This is a genomic window from Nocardia sp. NPDC046763, assembly GCF_040645495.1.
Taxonomy (GTDB): Bacteria; Actinomycetota; Actinomycetes; order Mycobacteriales; family Mycobacteriaceae; genus Nocardia.
Window position 1 is genome coordinate 1 of sequence record NZ_JBEYYI010000036.1, and the last position, 17,914, is coordinate 17,914.

A 17,914-nucleotide genomic window follows, 5' to 3' on the forward strand; every position below is an offset into this window, starting at 1 on the left:
CCGGGCACCAGCGCGGTGGTGACGACCACGTCGAATCCCTTGATGGCGTTCTCGAGGGCCTGCTGCTGCGCAGCCTTCTCCTCGTCGGTCAGCTCACGGGCGTAACCGCCCTCACCGGCGGCGTCGATGCCCAGGTCCAGCCACTGCGCGCCGACCGAGCGCACCTGGTCGGCGACCTCGGGACGGACGTCGTAACCGGTGGTCCGACCGCCGAGACGCTTAGCAGTGGCCAAAGCCTGCAGACCGGCGACACCCACACCGAGCACCAGCACGGTGGCCGGCTTCACGGTGCCCGCCGCGGTGGTCAACATCGGGAAGAAACGGGTGGACTCCGACGCGGCGAGCAGCACGGCCTTGTAGCCGGCGACATTGGCCTGCGACGAGAGCGCATCCATCACCTGGGCGCGGGAGATACGCGGAATCGCTTCCACCGCAAAGGCTTGCACGCCCACGCTCTTCAACGCATCGATCTTGTTGTCGGCGTTGCGAGGTGCGAGGAACCCGATCAACGTCTGCCCCGACGACAGCTTGGCGATCTCGGCATCGTTCGGCGCGGCGACCTTCACGACCACATCGGCGCTGTACGGATCACCCAGCGTCGCACCAGCTTCGATATACGCCTCATCGGGAATCAACGCGCCCAGACCGGCACCGGCCTCGACGATCACCTCGACACCCTGCTTCAACAGGGCCGGGATGATCTTCGGCACCAATGCGACGCGTCGTTCGTCCGGGTTCGTCTCACGAACCACTCCGACGCGCGCACCGTCCGGCACACCGCCCTGACCGCTCGGCATTGTCGCTTCCACAGTGCGCGAACTCCTTTCGTGGTCCCTCGACCCGAGATGATGTCCGCTCAGACTTGCCATCTGCAACCGCATTGACAACAGAATCGCCATATTGCTTGACAAATGGACTCCAGGAGTGCAAACCTCCGTCAATTAGTCTTCCAGCACCCTGGAACAGTGACAGGGAGTAATCAGATGACCACCAACGAAGCGGCCCGCACGGGCATCGATGAGATCGACCGGCGCATCATCCGGGAGTTGTCCCGCGACGCGCGACTGTCGATGCGCGAATTGGCCGAGCGAACCCATATCTCCCGAGCCCACGCCTATGTCCGGCTCGATCACCTCCGGAAATCCGGTGTCATAGAAGGCTTCTCGGCGCGTATCGGGTACGAAAAGACCGGACTGCGCGCATCGGCCTTGGTGGCCATGTCGATTCGGCAGGAGTACTGGCATGCTATTGCGGACTCGCTCAGCACCCTTCCGTTCGTCGACCATTACTTCCTGCTGGGCGGCGATTTGGACGTGATCGTCCTGGTGCGCGCCAAAGACAATCAGGCACTGCGCGCCATTGTGTTGGAAAAGCTGCAGGGTCTGACGGGCGTGCGGTCAACAAGAACCTGGCTGATCTTCGAGGAAGCCGTAGGACCGGGGCCCGAGTGGGTCTGATCGACTGCACCGCAGGAGAGTTCTGGCCGGCACCGGATACCGAGCAGGTTCGCCCCCCGAATCCGGCCTAGACCCCGGAGAAGCCGCGCACCAGCGTCTGCGCAACCTCATTGAGGTGCTCGATGGTCAGCTCACGAGCCCGCTCCGGATCACGGTCCCGCAACGCCGTCAAGATCAGATCGTGCGCGCGCAGCTCCTCCTCCGAGGTGATGTGCCCTTCGATCTGCGGCAGTAGATAGTGCAATCGGCGCACCTCATCGGTGAGGTCCTGCAGGATGGCCCGAACTCTCGGATTGCCGCCAATATCGGCCAGCGCCAAGTGAAACGCGCCCGCCGCGCCCAGAGCGGCGTCCGTGCCCGAGGCACTGTGTTGTTCCCCGAGCATGCCCGCGAGCAGCCCCAGATCATCCGCCGTCGCGCGGGCCGCCGCCGCCGCGGCCACTTCCGGCTCGATCATGCGCCGAACCGCGAAGATATCGCGAATATCCCGCAACTCGACCGGCCGGACCAGGTAGCCCTTTCGTGGCAGCACCACGACCCACCCGGTCTGCGACAGCAGCCGCAACGCCTCCCGCACCGGCGTCTTGGACACCCCGTACTCGGTGGCCAGCTCCGCCTCGTAGATGGCGGTGCCGGGTGCGCGCTGTACCCGCAGAATCTGATCCTTGATCCGTTCGTACACCTCGTCGGTGAGCGACATCGCCCCTCTTTCACCAGCTGAAAACCTGAGGACATAAGTGTAGCCCACTGGGATCCCAGTGATATATCTACAAAGTTCTTCCAAAATCTCTGACGCATATGTCATTGTGGTAGCCATCACTCGGCTTCATGCCGAGATCCCAGCGGCCACGCGGCTCGACCGTCGAACTCGCAGCGCCATTCAACAGAACCCTGATTGCAGCAAAGCTGCCGCAATCGCGGCAGGGTGAGGAAGAGATGTCTCAGGAGAGCACCCACCGAATCGGTGGGGAGCTGATGTCCGAGGAAGGCCCGGACGGCTTGATCACCCGAGCCTTCCTGCGCGGAACCGGGTTGTCGGCCGTGACGGTTCGCCAGCGGCCGGTCATCGGCATCGCCAATACGTGGAGTGAGCTCAACCCCTGCAACGCAGGCCTGCGGGAGCTCGCTCAGCATGTGAAACGCGGGATCACCGCGGCGGGCGGGCTGGCACTCGAGTTCCCGACCATCTCCCTGGCCGAGGCGTTCACACGTCCGTCGAGCATGTATCTGCGGAACCTGCTGGCGATGGACACCGAGGAAATGATCACCACGAGCCCGATCGACGGGGTCGTCCTGCTGGGCGGCTGTGACAAGACCCTGCCCGCCCAGCTGATGGGTGCGGCCAGCGCGGGCAAACCCGCGCTGACACTCGCGGCCGGCCCGCGGCCGCTATCAACCTGGGAGGGTCGGCCGATGGCGGTCGAAAACCTCTGGCCGCTCATCGATCAACGCCGGACCGGCAACCTGTCCGACAGCGACTGGTCGCGTCTGGAAGGCTGCCTCAGCCGCGGAGTCGGCACCTGCAATGTGATGGGAACCGCCGTCACCATGGCCGTTGTCGCGGAGGTGCTCGGGATGGCGCTGCCCGGCACTGCGCTCTTGCCGGCGAGTTCGGCGCAGCGAGCGGCGGCCGCCGAGCACACGGGACGGGCCATCGTCGCGCGTACCGCAGCCCGCATCACCCCGGACGCGGTCATGACACCGGGCGCTTTCGACAACGCCTTCCGCGCAGTGTGCGCGGTGGGCGGTTCGACCAATGCGGTGATCCACCTCCAGGCCCTCGCGGGTCGGCTCGGATTGCGTTTGGACCTGGAGCATCTGCAGAAGCTCAGCGACACCACCCCCATGCTCGCCGATGTGAAACCGTCCGGGCGGCGTTTCCTGCACGACTTCGAGGCCGATGGTGGGGTGCCCGCGCTCATGGGCCGGCTGCGCGACATCGCCGACATGACTGCAATGTCCGGCGACGACCGCAGCTGGGACGAGACCGCGACGGACCCGGCCTCGATCGCGGGCTGCCTGTCGACTCTGACTCATCCCGTCGGCGAGGCGAGGTCGCTGGTCATGCTGCGCGGCAGCCTCGCCCCCGACGGCGCGCTCCTCAAGCAGTCCGCCGCCGATCCAGGACTGTGCAGACATGTTGGCAGAGCAGTGGTTTTCGACGGTGTCGACGACCTGCGGGCGCGGATTGATCACCCCGATCTGGAGGTCGATGCGACATCGGTACTCGTGCTGCGCGGCACCGGCCCGCTCGGTGGACCGGGCATGCCAGAGGTCGGCCACCTACCCATTCCGCGAAAACTGCTGGAGCAGGGCGTCACCGACATGGTGCGCATCTCCGATGCCCGGATGAGCGGCACTGCGACCGGAACCGTCGTGTTGCACGTGGCCCCCGAGGCGGCGGCGGGCGGACCGCTCGCGTTCGTCCGCGACGGTGACCTCATCGAGCTCGATACCGCCGGCAACACCCTCGATCTGCTGGTGGACGCCACCGAGTTGGAGCGACGCCGCCTGGAGGGAGGCCCGCGTCATCAAGGGCCGCAGCGGAAGGACGACACCGAACGCTCGGCGGTCCCCCCGGCGCGCGGGTATGCGCGATTGTTCGCCGAGCACGTGACGCAGGCCGATCGGGGCTGCGACTTCGATTTCCTGCAGGCGGTGCGGTGAGCATGTTCGATGTCGGCCTGATCGGAACAGGGGCGATGGGGACACAGATCGCTACCCGGGTCATTGCCGCGGGCCATCGGCTCGCCGTGCACAATCGAACCCGCGCCAATGCGCTCGCCGTGGAGGATGCCGGCGGGCAGTGGTACGGCAGCGCCGGGGAGCTCGCCGCAGTCAGCCGAGTCGTAATCTCCTGCCTGCGAAACACATTCGCGGTCAAGGCGATCTACGGTGGCAGCGACGGCCTGCTCGCCGGAGCCCGGCCCGGCCAGATCTTTGTGGAGCACGGCACTTTTGCACCGGCCGCCGCCCGCGACCTCGCCGCCCTCGCCCATGAGCGGGGTGCGACTTTCCTCGACGCGCCCGTCACCGGCGGGCCGGCGGGGGCCGCGCAGGGCACACTCACGATCATGGTTGGCGGTGACGCCGACGCCATCGGCCAGGTGACTGCGCTGTTGGAATCCTTCGGATCTCGCATCGTTCGCGTCGGCGGCTCCGGCGCGGGCGTCGAACTCAAACTCGTGAACCAGCTGCTGGTCGGCGCGCACATGACCGCCGCCGCCGAGGCGATCCGGGTGCTCGACCGGGTGGGCATCGATCTCGGCCTCGCCGCAGAGGTCCTACTGAGTGGATGGGCGGAGAGCACCATGCTCCGGCGCGCCTTCACCCAGCTCGAGCTCCACGCGATAGAACGCACCGGCGCCACGATCTCCGGCATGAATGAGGTCTTGGACCTGGTGAATCGCCTACGTGATGATGCCCGACTCAGCGGACCGGTGCTCGACGCCACCACCGCGTCGTTCCGGGCAGCCGTGGCGTGCGGCGCGGGCGAGCTCGATCCGGCTGCTCTCGCCCGGCTCGATCACAGAAGTACGGCGGCGCAGGCGGGTCCACGATGAGATGGGCAGCCAATCTGTCGATGCTGTACTCCCGGCTGCCGGTCGAGCAGCGGGCCGCCGCGGCTGCCCGCGACGGCTACTCCTATGTCGAAACCTGGTGGCCCTTCGCACAATCGGCGCCGGCAACGGAGGAGATCGATCACTTCTGCTCGACGCTGCGGCATGCGGGAGTCCGGCTGGCGGCCCTCAATCTCGACGCGGGCGATCCCAGTTCCGGGGAGCGCGGACTGCTGACCGATCCCAACCACGAGATACGCGTGCGGACCAATCTGGAATCGGCCGTCGAGATTCTCGCGGATACGAAGTGCTCAATCCTCAATGCCCTCTACGGGAATCGGATCGATGGTCAGGATCCGGGATACCAGGACCGGCTCGCCTTGCGCAGACTGGTCGGAATCGCCGACCGAGTCGCGGAGCTGGGGGTGACGGTTGTCGTCGAGACACTCAACGCCATCGACAGTCCACGGTTTCCCTTGACGGACATCGGCGATACCGCGGCGCTGGTCACCGAGGCGATCGCACAGAGCGGCCACGGCAATATCGGATTGCTACTCGACACCTACCACCTGCAAACGATGGGTGTCGATCCGGTCATCGCCATCGGCGAATACGGCCCGCTGATCCGCCATGTGCAGTTCGCGGACTCACCCGGGCGCGGGCGGCCCGGTACCGGCCACATCGATTTCTATTGTGTCACACAGGCTTTGGAAGCCATCGGCTATTCGGGATTCATCGGGCTCGAGTACGACCCTTCCCCACAAGGTTAGGAATCAAGGATGAAAATAGTCAGCTATGGACCTGAGCGGGCCGAACGTCCGGGAATCTTCGTCCCGAAACGAGGCATCGCGCCGCTGGATCCGCTCTTGCGATCGCTCGGTTTGACCGCGGTCGACTCCAACACCTTGGTAGCCATGCTCGACTGGCTGCAGCCCGAGATCGAGAAGGTGATCGCGACTGACACCTCCGTGCAGTCGATCTCGTGGCTCGACCCCGGTACCACCCGCCTCGGATCACCGATTCCCTTCCCCGAGAAGGTGCTGGTGGCCGGTGGCAACTATCAGTCGCATGTCGACGAGGCCGCCGGGATGAAGAACGCTCCCTCCCCCTCGGAACCGATCATCATCCTCAAGCCGTCGAACACCGTAATCGGCGCGCGCGACGCACTCATTCGCCCGGCGCAGACCGAACAACTCGACTACGAAACCGAAATCGCCGTCGTCATCGGTCGTGGCGGGCGGCACATCGCCGCGAAGAATGCCTACGACCACGTCGCCGGATATTGCATCGCCAACGATGTCACCGCTCGGGATCTGGCATTCAAGGACGTCCACATCAGCCCGCTCTTCTCGCAGATGACGCGGGCCAAGGGGATCCCGACCGGTGCACCGCTGGGGCCGTGGCTGGTCACCAAGGACGAAATCCCCGATCCCCATCAGCTCCAGTTGCGTTGCTGGGTCAATGGTGAATTGCGCCAGGACGGTAACAGTTCCGAGATGATCGTCGACATCCCGCACCTGATCGAGGATTTCAGCAAAGTCGTCGAGCTGTCCCCCGGCGACGTCATCATGACCGGCACGACCACCGGCTGCGGCGCATTCCAGAATCCCCCGAAGTTCCTGCGCAGCGGCGACATCGTGCGGATGGAGATCACCGGGCTCGGCGTCATGGAGACGCCGATCGAAGACGAGAAGTAATGGCGTTCAGGGCGATTCCCGAACGATCACCGAATCCCTATTCAGGAGAATCACAGTGGACATCGAGGTCCGAACTCCCGAGAACACCTGCATTGTTCTCATCGATTACGTCAGCGGTTTCGCCCCGCTGATCGCGTCGCAGACCGTGGCCGAAAACGTCTCCGGCGGGCGCGCTCTCGCCCAGACCGCGCTCGCCTACGGTATCCCGCTGATCGTGTCCGTCGGCCCCGAGCACGACCCTCGGGGCGTGCTGTATCCGGAGATCGCGGAGGTGCTCGCAGACCATCGGGTACAGCATCGCGGCCTGTCCTTCGACGCTTTCGAGGACCAGGAGTTCGCCGCGGCCGTCGCGGCGACCGGACGTCGGCACTTGGTCATCGCCGGCCTGATGTCCGACGGCTGTGTCATGCACACGACCATGAGCGCCCTGCGCCGCGACTACGGGGTTTCGATCGTCGCCGACGCGACCGCCAGCACGAGTGTCACCGCGCATCACACCGCGATGGCCCGCTTCACCCAGCTGGGTGTCGTGCCGCGCACGTGGATGTCGCTCGCGTCCGAATTCCAGAAGTCGTACGCGAATACCGAGACCCTCACCGAATACCGCGCCGTCCAGGCCAATATGCCCGGCTACGCGATGTTGAACGCCACTCTCGGCAACCTTCGAAATCTGGCCGCCAACAAGCCGGTCGAAAACCAGTAGGAGCACTACCCATGTCTAGAACCCGAACCGATCACGAGGTCGTCATCATCGGTGGCGGACCGGTCGGACTGATGATGGCGATCGAACTCGGCCGCCGCGGCGTGGATGTCGCGGTGATCGAGCGCCGGACCACGCGGCTGCGCCATCCGCGGGCAATCGGGCTGCACGCGCGAACCATGGAGATCATGCGCCAACTCGGCTGGGCCGAGGACGTCCGCAGGGTCGGCAACCTGCCGCTGGAACGCTGGTCCAGCTTCGGCTACATGACCCGGCTGAATGCGCCGGACATCGGATCCATCGATCTCATGGCCGATCCCGCCCGCGTCGAGCGCGCCTACTCGGAATCCCCGGAGATGATTGCCTGGTGTGCGCAGGACGTCTTCGAGCCGTTCCTGGTCGAGAAGGTCGGCGAGTTCCCGTCGGTCCGTGTAACCACGGGTCTGCGCGTGACCCACCTCGAACAGCATGAGGACCATGTCGCGCTTACCGTCGAGGACGAAGCGGGATCGGTCCAGCAGATCTCGGCCGAATACGTGGTCGGAGCCGACGGCGCGCACAGCACCGTGCGCGGGCTGCTGAATATCGACGCCCCGCTCTCACCGACCAAGGGCCACCAGCTCAACGCGTGTTTCGTCGGCGACCTGCGCCCCTACCTGGGCGATCGGAACCACATTCTCTGGTGGGTCATCAACCAGGACACCACGGGCGCGTTCCTCACCTACGACGGGGATCGCCGCTGGGTGTACAGCTGGGGATACGATCCCAACCGCGAATCGGTCGCAGACTATCCGCCGGAACGCTGCGCCGAGGTGATCCGATCCGCCATCGGCGACGCGGATGCGGACGTGGAGTTCGAACGCGTCTTCCCCTGGACGATCGACGCCGCCATCGCCGACCGGTTCCAGTCGGGCCGCACCTTCCTGATCGGCGATGCGGCACACCGGCTTCCGCCCAGTGGCGGATTCGGTATGAACAGCGGCATCCAGGATGCGCAGAACCTCGCCTGGAAACTCGCACTGGTGCTGCGCGGCCACGCCGAAGAGTGCGTGCTCGACACCTATGACGAGGAGCGGCGCGCCGTCGCGTGGTTCAACTCCGAGCAGATTCACCGCAATGTCGAGGCGTCGGCGAAGGTCGGCTGGGTCATGACCGATCCCGACATGCTTGCCCGCATCGAAGGACCCGACGCCGGCCCGGTGCTTCAGCAGATCGCCGACGCGATTCCCTTGCAGGAGGACCAATATTGGTCCTACGGCCAGCAATTCGGATTCGTCTACGAGTCCGCGGCCGTCATCGGCGATGGCACTGCGGCGCCGGTCTCGGTGGTCAGCGATTACCTTCCGTCCGCGGCGCCTGGCGCGCACGCGCCGCACCTCTGGCTGCGGGACCCGGCGGGCGAGCGCCTGTCCACCGTCGACCTGTTGCACACCGACTTCGTTCTCCTGACCACCCCGCAGGGTATGGAATGGCATGCGGCGCTGGCGGATTTGTCGGCCGACCGCGGACTGCCCATGGTCGCCTACACGATCGGTGCCAGCGGCGACTACGTGACCGAGGACGGCCAGGATTGGCCGGCTCGGTACGGAATCGAGGAGTCCGGCGCGGTACTCGTCCGCCCCGACGGGCATGTCTGCCTGCGTGCGGTCGACGCGGGCACGCCTCCTCGCGAGGTCCTCGAGGAGGCGATCGCTCGACTGCTGCCGAGCCCGGCCGTGAACGCGGGCGTCAGCCGGGGGTAGCCGCGGTCGCGGGGAGCACACCCATGACGTCGAAACCGCCCAGCTGCCGGCCGGTCAACGGCCGATAGCTGGTCGGTAGTCCCTCGTCCGCGGTGACCTGCCGTAGATAGTCGACCACCTGCGTGCCCTCCGGGCTGTCGAGCCGCCGCGGCATGACCCGGCCGTCTGGAGTCATCGTGCAGGGCACGAAACCGACGTCGGTCAGGCGGTCGCCGTCGAATCGGAGATAGGCGAGCATGGTCAGGCGGGCGTCGGGGTGCATGGGCAGCATCGGCCAGCCTTCACGCGGCCACATTCCGTACTCCCCGTACTTCTTCCGCCATGCCTCGATCATGCCCGGGGTCGCCCGGTCCAGCAGGCCGTGCAGGTCGAAGGCGAACAAGCCCAGGCCATGGAAGATCGGCTTGTCCCGATAGAACTCGACACCGCGGATCTCGTGATGGTGGTGCCCGAGCACAACATCCATGCCCGCGTCGATCGCCGCGCGGGCAATCGCGTGCTCGTACTCCAGCAGGACCGCTGGGCGATTCGCCTCGCCCCAATGGAATTGGCCGATCACCACATCCGCCTCCGCGCGCGCCGCGGCGATGTCCGCGCGCAGGGCGGCCAGATCCTCTTCGTAGGGAACAGTGGTGATGTCCGGCGGCCAGCCAGGCGCGTGAAAGTCGTTGTCCACGTGGTAGATCGTGTGCGCGCGGATCGGTACGAGACCCGGCACGGTTGCGCGAGCCTGGTAGCCGATGGGGAAGACCGACGAGTAGCCGAGGAACGCAAAGCGAATTCCGTTGCGCTCCAGGATCGCTGGCTTGCGCGCCTCGTCCAGGGTGCGCCCGAAGCCACAGGTGGCGATGGACAGGCGGTGCAGTTCGTCGAGCGTATCGAGCATGCCCTCGTGGCCGCCGTCCAGGATGTGGTTGTTCGCGCCGGTCACCAGATCGAACATTCCGGGTAGCGCGCTCAGGTTGCGCAAGGCGGGTGTCACCTTGCCGTGGGTGCTGACCGCCTGGGTGGTCCGGTCGGTGAAGCACCCTTCGAGGTTTCCCACTCGCAGGTCCGCGGCGCGCAACAGGTCGTCGACATGCGTCCAGATGCCGGGCGGATCGTCGCGATCGACCATCACGTCGCCGACGGCGCACAGCACGGTCTCCATGTTCTCACCGACAGTCATCATCATTCCTCACGATTGTCATCACGTGATGACAATAGCTATAGTCATCACGTGATGACAACCCTTCAATGCGCAGCAGAGGAGTTCGAATGTGGGTCACTTCCGCCGACGGCACACGCCTGTCCGTGACCGAAATCGGCCGGGGCCCCGCGGTATTGATCGTCCACGGGAGCCGGGCGTCGAGCATCGACTGGCAGCCCGTCGCCGATCGGCTGAGCTCGCGATATCGGGTTCTGCTGCTCGATCGGCGCAACCATGGCCGCAGTGAACCCGGCCGGTCGCCACACAGCCTCGATCGGGAGGTGGACGACATCCACGCGGTCCTCACCGAAATCGGCACGCCCGCAGCCGTATTCGGGCACAGCTTCGGCGCGGTGCTTGCACTCGAACTGGCGCGCCGGCGGACCACGCCGATCGCCGCGCTCGCCGTGTACGAACCGCCGACACCGATCGGCGTCTACCTCGCTCTGCCCGCGGCGCTGCTCGACTATGTCACCGCGGTCGAGCAGCGGCGGCTACCCGATGCAGTCCGAACGCTGCTGGCCGTCTTCAATCCCGACCTGCCGCGACGCGCCGTCGATCTGCTCGCGGCGGACCCGGAGATGCAGGCGCTCACCGGGTCCTGGCTGCCCGAGATCGAAGCGATGCGCGATGTCGACGGCGATCCCGAGGCATACGCGGGCATCACCGCCCGCACACTCATCGTCAGCGGCGGTCAGGACGGCCGCCACCTGGGCGAATCGGTTCAGGACATGGGGCGATCGCTGAGCCGCACGCTGCCCGCCGCGCACCTGATCGAATTGCCCGGACACGGCCACTTCGCCCATGTCTCCTCCCCGGCCGCGCTCGCCGAGGCGCTCGGCGATTTCCTGGACCGCGGCGTCGACCTGCCCGCCACACGTTAGTATGACATCAACCGATGACAATAATTCACGGACACACGCCCTGCCGACCGCCGAGGAGCCCGAGGTGACGATCGACGCACAGGAGTTCCTCCGGGCGGCGCGAGAACGCCCGCAGCCCATTGGTGATGTCGCGAAATTCCGTGCCGCACTGGCGAATTACCTCCGGTTCGCGGGTGACCGGCGCGAGGATGTGGTCGTCGACGAACTCCATCCCGCGGGCGTCCCGCGGATGCGGGTGTACCGCCCCGCCGCGCTGCCCCCGCGACTGGCCGCACCGGGACTGGTTTATCTGCACGGCGGCGCATGGGTGCGCGGGACGCTGGACGCGGCCGAGGTGGTCTGCCGCGAATTGGCCGCGCGCACACCGGCGGTGGTGTTCTCCGTCGACTACCGCCTCTCCCCCGAACATCCGTATCCGGCCGCACTGGACGACGCCCGCGCCGCGCTCGACTGGGTTATCGCCCAGGCCGCAGCACACGGTGTCGATCCGGCCCGCCTCGCGGTGGGCGGCGACAGCGCCGGAGCCAATCTCGCCACCGTGGTGGCCCGCCAGCATCCCGACACGATAGGCCTACAGGTGCTGCTGTCGGGCCTCTACGACCTGACCGAGAAACTCCCCGTCGCGGGCGCGGCGGCGCGGGTCGTCGACATCGCCGCCGAACAACGCAGGCTGGACTGGATCGTCGGCTGCTACGCACCCGCACCTGAGGATGTCGCGGATCCCCACCTCAGTCCACTCCGCAACACCGATTTCGCGGCCCTGCCCCCGACGGTGCTGATCAGCAGCGGCTGGGACCCATTCGTCGAGCAGAACCGGCGCTACGCCCGGCTGCTGACCGAGGCGGGCGTCGACGTGCGCTACCACGAATACGCCCGAGCGCCACACGCATTCACCAATCTCGGGGCCGTCTTCCCCGAGGCGTACGAAGTGTACGACGCGGTGGCTCATGCCCTTCGGACGTTCCGCCCGCCGCAACCCGGCGTCTCGGCGGCCGACGCACCGGCGGGCCGGTCGCGACGGCCCTACGACTCCGAGGCTCGCAAACAGGCATTGCTCTCCGCGGGCCGGGAGCTGTTCGGCGAACGCGGCTACGCCAAGACCACCATCCGCGCGATCGGCGAGCGCGCGGGCGTGGACCCGGCGCTCATCTCGCGGTACTTCGGCAACAAGGACGGGCTCTACCTCGCCGCCATTGCGTCCGACGACACCATCCGCCAGCCCGACGTCGAGGATCTGTCGGATGTGGAGACCATCGCGGAGACGTTGTTGCATCGGGTCGTGACGCGACAGGGCGTGGGACCGGTCGCGCTCGCGCTACTCGACCCGATGGCCAGCGCCGACGCCCGCGATCGGGCCCGCGAGGTGGTGGACAAACTGACCGCGCCGCTCGTCGAACGGCTGACCGACGCCGGAACCGACGACGCCGCAGTGCGTTCGGCGCTGGCGGTCGCCTGTATGGCAGGCATCAGCGCCGTGTACGCGAACGGATCGCTGCCGGCGCTGACCGGCACCGACGTCCCAGCGATCCTCGAATTGCTCGGCCCCGCGCTGCGCGCGCTGACCGACACCGATCCGGGGCCCGGCTCGGCTGACCGCACCGCGGACTGACCTGTCACCCGGGCCCGCCGGGCGGGCCATTCATCCAGCCGCAGGGGCCGATTCGGCCCGCGTGACGATCAATTGTCGTCGAAAGGCACATTCGAAAACAGATCGTCTACAGAATCCCTTTCTTCATTGATCAATAGCATCGATCCGTGAACTCTGAGTAGACGATCTGCACACATGGATTCCCGTATTCGACCATGTATCAACATATTCGGAGACAGATATGACCCTCGTTGAACCGCCGTCCGCGCGGCAATTCGAGCAATTCCTGCCCGCCGCGAGCGCCGTGCAGTATCTCGACGCCGACGGCAACCCCGCCCCCAGCGACGCCCGCTACCCCCGCCCCGCCGATGACCGCCTGGTCGAGGTGTATCGGCAGATGGTGCGCGGCAGACGATTCGACCAACAGGCCACGGCACTGACCAAGCAGGGCAGGCTAGCGGTGTATCCGTCCGCGCGCGGGCAGGAAGCCTGCCAGGTCAGCGCGGCGATGTGCCTGCGCCCCACCGACTGGCTTTTCCCCACCTATCGGGACTCGATGGCCATGACCGTGCGAGGCATCCCCGCCGCCGAGATCCTCAGCATGCTCGCCGGCGACTGGCACTGCGGGTACGACCCGGCCGTGCACCGCACCGCGCCACAGTGCACGCCGCTGGCAACCCAGCTGCTACACGCCACGGGGCTGGCGCACGCCGAGCAGCGCCGCGGGCGGGACACGGTCGTGCTGGCGCTGTGCGGTGACGGCGCGACCAGCGAGGGCGACTTCCACGAGGCGCTCAACTTCGCAGCGGTGTTCCACGCGCCGGTCGTATTCCTGGTCCAGAACAATGGTTTCGCGATCAGCGTGCCACTGGCACGGCAGAGCGTCGCGCCCTCGCTGGCCCACAAGGGCGTCGGCTACGGCATCGGCTCCGAGCAGGTCGACGGCAATGATCCGGTCGCCATGATGGGCGTCATGGACGAGGCCGTGCGATTCGCCCGCAAGGGCAATGGTCCAGTCATCGTCGAGGCCCACACCTATCGGCTCGACGCGCACACCAATGCCGACGACGCCACCCGCTATCGCGAATCCGCCGAAGTCGAGCAGTGGCTCACCCGCGACCCGATCAGCCGCCTGCGCACCTACCTGGGCGCCCAGGGAGCGGTCGACGATGCCTTCGACGAGCAGCTGACCACCGAGGTCGAGGCGGAGGCCGCCGCACTGCGGGCCGCTATGAACGCCGACCGACCCGCCGACCCGGCGGAGCTGTTCCGGCACGTGTTCGCCGAACCCACTCCGCAATTGCGCGAGCAACTGGCCCAGGTCGAAACCGAACTCGCTGCCGAAGCCGAAGAGGACTGATCATGCCGAAACTCACGATGGCGCAGGCACTGAACCTGGCCCTGCGCGACGCGATGACCGCGGATGAGAACGTCCTCGTCTTCGGCGAGGATGTCGGCGCTTTGGGCGGCGTCTTCCGGGTCACTGACGGCTTGACCAAGGACTTCGGCGAAACCCGGTGCTTCGATACGCCTTTGGCCGAGTCCGGCATCATCGGCTTCGCGGTCGGCATGGCGATGTCGGGCTTCCGGCCGGTGGTGGAGATGCAGTTCGACGCCTTCGCCTACCCGGCCTTCGAGCAGATCACCTCGCACGTGGCCAAGATCCGCAACCGAACCCGCGGGAAGCTGTCGGTGCCGATGGTCATCCGCATCCCCTTCGCGGGCGGTATCGGCGGCGTGGAACATCACTGCGATTCCAGTGAGGCGTACTACGCCCACACCCCGGGCTTGAAGGTGGTGACGCCCGCGACCGTGGCCGACTCCTACTCCCTGTTGCGCGCGGCCATCGACGACCCGGACCCCGTCATTTTCCTGGAACCCAAGCGGCTCTACTACTCTCGTGCCGAGGTGGAGCCCCGCGCTGACGACCGGCTGGGACGGGCGCTGGTGCGCAGGCCCGGTCGCGATGCGACCCTGGTGGCCTACGGTCCCTCAGTCGAAGTGGCGCTGGAGGCGGCCGAAGCCGCAGCCTCGGACGGTCACGACCTCGAAGTGGTGGATCTGCGCTCGATCGTCCCCTTCGATGACGACACCGTCACGGCGTCGGTGCGAAAGACCGGTCGCTGCCTGGTGATTCACGAGGCACAGGGCTTCGCCGGCGTCGGCGCCGAAATTGCCGCCCGCGTGCAGGAACGGTGCTTCCACCATCTGCAGGCGCCCGTACTGCGGGTGAGCGGATTCGACATTCCCTATCCCGCACCGAAACTCGAGCGGATCCACCGGCCGAGCGTGGATCGCGTCCTCGACGCTGTGGACCGCCTGCAGTGGAACGACATTCCCGATACCCGATGGGCGGTGAGCGCATGAACGACCAGGTCTTCCTCTTGCCCGACCTCGGTGAGGGCCTGACCGAGGCCGACATTCTCGAATGGCGGGTCGCGGTCGGCGACACCGTCCGCATCGACCAGATCATTGCCGAGGTGGAGACGGCCAAGGCCGCGGTCGAGGTGCCGGTTCCGTTCGAGGGCACCGTGATCGAACTGCACGGGGCCGCGGGCGACACACTGCGGGTCGGCACCCCGCTGGTCACCATCCGCGGCGTGGACGCCGACACAGCCGGACCGTCCTCGGGCGCGCCGCGCGAACCGGCGGGTCACGAGCAGTATCGGGAGGAGGAGCGCGCCGGATCGGGCAATGTGCTCATCGGCTACGGCACCGGTTTCGATGCCCCGCGCCGGCGGCGACGGGTTCCCATCACCCACCGATCACCCGCCACCCCCGAAGTGAGCGAACAACCGGAAGCGGTGAAATCGACCAGCATCCCGGTTCCGCCGTCCGCGCCTCGAGTCATCTCGCCGCTGGTACGAAACCTCGCCCTGCGCGAGGGAATCGACCTCTCCACGCTGACCGGAACAGGGCCCGGCGGCATCATCGTCCGCGCCGATGTCGAAATACGCGCCGATGTCGAGAGCCCACCTGCGCCCGTACCCGCGGCTCCCGCGCCCGGCCCCGGCCGCTTCCACCTCGAGCGTATTCCGCTGAAGGGCCTGCGCAAGACGGTCGCCGACAAGCTGTCCACCAGTCGCCGCGAGATCCCCGACGCGACCACCTGGGTCGACGTCGATGCCACCGAGCTACTGCGGGCCCGCACGGCCATCAATCACGGTCTGCCGCCCGAGGACCAGGTGAGTCTGCTGGCGCTGCTGGCACGCCTGACCATCGCGGCATTGTCCCGGTATCCAGAGCTCAACGCGTCGGTCGACACTGCCCGCGGCGAGATCATCCGCCACGGGCAGGTGAATCTCGGCGTAGCCGCGCAGACCCCGCGCGGTCTGGTTGTCCCGGTCATCGACCACGCCGACACCATGACCACCGTGGAACTGGCCCGTGCGCTGCGCGATACCGTCGAGACCGCACGCGAGGGAAAGCTGCCGCCCGCCCGGCTGACCGGCGGCACCTTCACCCTCAACAACTACGGCGTCTTCGGTGTCGACGGCTCGACCCCGATCATCAATCACCCAGAAGCCGCGATCCTGGGAATCGGCCGCATCCTCGACCGGCCATGGGTCACCGACGGTACAGTCACCGTCCGCAAGCTCACCCAGGTCTCACTCAGCTTCGACCACCGCGTGTGCGACGGCGGAGCGGCGGGCGGATTCCTGCGACTGTTCGCCGACTACCTCGAAAACCCCGTCGCCGCGCTGGGGAGGCTGTGATGACCGAAACCCACAGTGATGTCCTGATTCTGGGCGGCGGCTCGGGCGGCTACGCCTGCGCCCTGCGCGCCGCCCAGCTGGGCCTGACCGTCACCCTCGTCGAGGCCGACAAGGTCGGCGGCACCTGCCTGCACCGCGGCTGCATCCCGACCAAAGCGCTACTGCGCGCCGCCGAAGTCGCCGAAACAGCCAGCACCGCAGCCTCTTTCGGTGTCCTGACCGAGGTCCACGGCATCGACGTCAACGAGCTCCACGCGTACAAGAACGGCATCGTGCAACGGCTGTACAAAGGACTGCGCGGGCTGCTCACCAACGACAAGATCAGGATTGTGGAGGGGGCCGGGGTGTACTCGCCCGACCGCTCGATCACCGTCGACGGCGTGTGCTACACCGGCGATTCGGTTGTCCTGGCGACCGGATCACAACCGCGCCTGCTCGACGGTATCGAGGCCGGTGCCCGCATCCTCACCAGTGATCAAGCTCTGCAGCTGGATTTCATCCCACGCTCAGCGATCGTGCTCGGCGGCGGCGTCATCGGCGTCGAATTCGCCAGTCTCTGGCATTCTTTCGGCGCGGAGGTGACGATCGTCGAAGCTCTCCCCCACCTGCTCATGGCCGAAGACCCCTGGAGCTCGACGCAATTGACGCGGGCACTTCGTAGACGCGGAATTACATTGCGCACGAAAACCCGTGTGGCAGCGGCGAAGGAGGACGACAACGGGGTATCGGTGGAACTGGCCGGGGGCGAAACGCTGGCGGCCGACGTCCTCCTCGTCGCCGTCGGCCGCATCCCGCGCAGCGCCGACCTCGCGGCGGCCGGTATCGCTGTCGACAATGGCTGCGTGGTCACCGATGACCGGCTGTGCACGAATGTTTCCGGAGTGTACGCCGTCGGTGACCTAGTCGCCGGGCCCCAACTGGCACACCGCGGATTCCAGCACGGCATGTTCGTCGCCGAAGAGATCGCCGGTCTCTCGCCCGTCCCGGTCGTCGACCACCTCATCCCGCGCGTCGTGTACTCCCACCCCGAGGTGGCGTCCGTCGGCCTCACCGAGAGCGCCGCTCGCGAGCAATACGGTGCCTGCGCGACAACGGTTTACGACCTCGCCGGCAACGGCAAGAGCCAGATCCTCCGAACCGCCGGGGGCGTGAAGATCGTGCGCGCGGGCGAAGCTGGGCCGGTCGTCGGCATCCACATGGTGGGCGACCGCATCGGCGAATCCATCGGCGAAGCGCAGCTGGCGGTGGCATGGGAGGCGCTGCCCGCCGAGATCGCCGCCTTTGTTCACGCCCACCCCACACAGAACGAAGCGCTCGGCGAGGCCATGCTCGCGCTCGCGGGCCGCCCACTGCACAGTCACGCGTGAGGGTTCGGCCGGGG

16 protein-coding genes are annotated in these 17,914 nt (G+C 66.8%); 13 read left to right on the forward strand and 3 right to left on the reverse strand.

Features of this window, described 5'->3' with window-relative positions; genetic code table 11:
- Positions 1-797: NAD(P)(+) transhydrogenase (Re/Si-specific) subunit alpha (locus tag ABZ909_RS38155; protein WP_357010189.1), on the reverse strand; the 797-nt coding region annotated here is incomplete at its 3' end.
- Between the two features lie 186 nt (positions 798-983).
- Between ABZ909_RS38155 and ABZ909_RS38160 the strand changes: the two genes are divergently transcribed.
- Complete coding sequence (locus ABZ909_RS38160) at positions 984-1,457, forward strand: Lrp/AsnC family transcriptional regulator (protein ID WP_357010191.1); 474 nt, start codon at positions 984-986, stop codon at positions 1,455-1,457.
- Between the two features lie 67 nt (positions 1,458-1,524).
- On the opposite strand, the gene ABZ909_RS38165 is transcribed toward ABZ909_RS38160, so the two are convergent.
- Complete coding sequence (locus tag ABZ909_RS38165) at positions 1,525-2,157, reverse strand: GntR family transcriptional regulator (RefSeq protein ID WP_357010193.1); 633 nt, start codon at positions 2,155-2,157, stop codon at positions 1,525-1,527.
- 236 nt (positions 2,158-2,393) lie between these two features.
- Between ABZ909_RS38165 and ABZ909_RS38170 the strand changes: the two genes are divergently transcribed.
- Genes ABZ909_RS38170 through ABZ909_RS38195 form a run of 6 tightly spaced genes read left to right on the forward strand, consistent with a single transcriptional unit; the run spans position 2,394 to position 9,156 of the window.
- Positions 2,394-4,124, forward strand: coding sequence for a dihydroxy-acid dehydratase (locus ABZ909_RS38170; protein WP_357010195.1), 1,731 nt, complete (start codon positions 2,394-2,396; stop codon positions 4,122-4,124).
- 2 nt (positions 4,125-4,126) lie between these two features.
- Positions 4,127-5,020 (forward strand): NAD(P)-dependent oxidoreductase, encoded by an 894-nt coding sequence (locus ABZ909_RS38175; protein ID WP_357010373.1) that lies wholly within the window; start codon positions 4,127-4,129, stop codon positions 5,018-5,020.
- Positions 5,017-5,787, forward strand: coding sequence for a TIM barrel protein (locus tag ABZ909_RS38180; protein WP_357010198.1), 771 nt, complete (start codon positions 5,017-5,019; stop codon positions 5,785-5,787). The genes ABZ909_RS38175 and ABZ909_RS38180 overlap by 4 nt, the downstream gene beginning before the upstream one ends.
- A gap of 9 nt (positions 5,788-5,796) precedes the next feature.
- Positions 5,797-6,714, forward strand: a complete 918-nt coding sequence (locus tag ABZ909_RS38185; RefSeq protein ID WP_357010201.1) for a fumarylacetoacetate hydrolase family protein — start codon at positions 5,797-5,799, stop codon at positions 6,712-6,714.
- Positions 6,715-6,769: 55 nt separating this feature from the next.
- On the forward strand, positions 6,770-7,417 hold the full coding sequence (locus tag ABZ909_RS38190; protein ID WP_357010204.1) for an isochorismatase family protein: 648 nt from the start codon (positions 6,770-6,772) through the stop codon (positions 7,415-7,417).
- Between the two features lie 11 nt (positions 7,418-7,428).
- Positions 7,429-9,156: an FAD-dependent monooxygenase gene (locus tag ABZ909_RS38195; protein WP_357010207.1), complete on the forward strand. Its 1,728-nt coding sequence runs from the start codon at positions 7,429-7,431 to the stop codon at positions 9,154-9,156.
- On the opposite strand, the gene ABZ909_RS38200 is transcribed toward ABZ909_RS38195, so the two are convergent.
- The gene (locus ABZ909_RS38200) at positions 9,143-10,330 is read right to left on the reverse strand and encodes a CapA family protein (RefSeq protein WP_357010209.1); all 1,188 of its coding nucleotides are present in this window, start codon (positions 10,328-10,330) and stop codon (positions 9,143-9,145) included. The genes ABZ909_RS38195 and ABZ909_RS38200 overlap by 14 nt on opposite strands.
- 83 nt (positions 10,331-10,413) lie before the next feature.
- Between ABZ909_RS38200 and ABZ909_RS38205 the strand changes: the two genes are divergently transcribed.
- From ABZ909_RS38205 to lpdA, 6 genes are all read left to right on the forward strand, one after another.
- Entirely contained in the window at positions 10,414-11,229 is an 816-nt protein-coding gene (locus ABZ909_RS38205; RefSeq protein WP_357010211.1) for an alpha/beta hydrolase, read from the forward strand.
- A 64-nt stretch (positions 11,230-11,293) separates the two neighbouring features.
- Positions 11,294-12,838 carry an alpha/beta hydrolase fold domain-containing protein gene (locus ABZ909_RS38210; protein ID WP_357010214.1) on the forward strand — a complete coding sequence of 515 codons (1,545 nt, stop codon included), beginning with the start codon at positions 11,294-11,296 and terminating at the stop codon, positions 12,836-12,838.
- A gap of 220 nt (positions 12,839-13,058) precedes the next feature.
- The gene (gene pdhA, locus ABZ909_RS38215; protein WP_357010216.1) at positions 13,059-14,177 is read left to right on the forward strand and encodes a pyruvate dehydrogenase (acetyl-transferring) E1 component subunit alpha; all 1,119 of its coding nucleotides are present in this window, start codon (positions 13,059-13,061) and stop codon (positions 14,175-14,177) included.
- A gap of 2 nt (positions 14,178-14,179) precedes the next feature.
- Entirely contained in the window at positions 14,180-15,184 is a 1,005-nt protein-coding gene (locus tag ABZ909_RS38220; RefSeq protein ID WP_357010218.1) for an alpha-ketoacid dehydrogenase subunit beta, read from the forward strand.
- Positions 15,181-16,533 (forward strand): dihydrolipoamide acetyltransferase family protein, encoded by a 1,353-nt coding sequence (locus tag ABZ909_RS38225; RefSeq protein WP_357010221.1) that lies wholly within the window; start codon positions 15,181-15,183, stop codon positions 16,531-16,533. The genes ABZ909_RS38220 and ABZ909_RS38225 overlap by 4 nt, the downstream gene beginning before the upstream one ends.
- A complete protein-coding gene (gene lpdA / locus ABZ909_RS38230) occupies positions 16,533-17,900 on the forward strand; it encodes a dihydrolipoyl dehydrogenase (RefSeq protein ID WP_357010224.1) in 1,368 nt (455 codons plus the stop codon). Before ABZ909_RS38225 ends, lpdA begins: the two co-directional genes overlap by 1 nt.
- The last annotated feature ends 14 nt before the right edge of the window (positions 17,901-17,914 follow it).

Excerpts from the sequence above, each read along its gene's own strand:
- ABZ909_RS38180 (WP_357010198.1), top strand. The coding sequence starts at position 5,017 with ATGAGATGGGCAGCCAATCTGTCGATGCTGTACTCCCGGCTGCCGGTC.
- pdhA (WP_357010216.1), top strand. The coding sequence starts at position 13,059 with ATGACCCTCGTTGAACCGCCGTCCGCGCGGCAATTCGAGCAATTCCTG.
- ABZ909_RS38175 (WP_357010373.1), top strand. The coding sequence starts at position 4,127 with ATGTTCGATGTCGGCCTGATCGGAACAGGGGCGATGGGGACACAGATC.
- ABZ909_RS38165 (WP_357010193.1), bottom strand. The coding sequence starts at position 2,157 with ATGTCGCTCACCGACGAGGTGTACGAACGGATCAAGGATCAGATTCTG.
- ABZ909_RS38200 (WP_357010209.1), bottom strand. The coding sequence starts at position 10,330 with ATGATGATGACTGTCGGTGAGAACATGGAGACCGTGCTGTGCGCCGTC.
- ABZ909_RS38220 (WP_357010218.1), top strand. The coding sequence starts at position 14,180 with ATGCCGAAACTCACGATGGCGCAGGCACTGAACCTGGCCCTGCGCGAC.
- ABZ909_RS38160 (WP_357010191.1), top strand. The coding sequence starts at position 984 with ATGACCACCAACGAAGCGGCCCGCACGGGCATCGATGAGATCGACCGG.
- lpdA (WP_357010224.1), top strand. The coding sequence starts at position 16,533 with ATGACCGAAACCCACAGTGATGTCCTGATTCTGGGCGGCGGCTCGGGC.
- ABZ909_RS38195 (WP_357010207.1), top strand. The coding sequence starts at position 7,429 with ATGTCTAGAACCCGAACCGATCACGAGGTCGTCATCATCGGTGGCGGA.
- ABZ909_RS38225 (WP_357010221.1), top strand. The coding sequence starts at position 15,181 with ATGAACGACCAGGTCTTCCTCTTGCCCGACCTCGGTGAGGGCCTGACC.
- ABZ909_RS38185 (WP_357010201.1), top strand. The coding sequence starts at position 5,797 with ATGAAAATAGTCAGCTATGGACCTGAGCGGGCCGAACGTCCGGGAATC.
- ABZ909_RS38170 (WP_357010195.1), top strand. The coding sequence starts at position 2,394 with ATGTCTCAGGAGAGCACCCACCGAATCGGTGGGGAGCTGATGTCCGAG.
- ABZ909_RS38205 (WP_357010211.1), top strand. The coding sequence starts at position 10,414 with ATGTGGGTCACTTCCGCCGACGGCACACGCCTGTCCGTGACCGAAATC.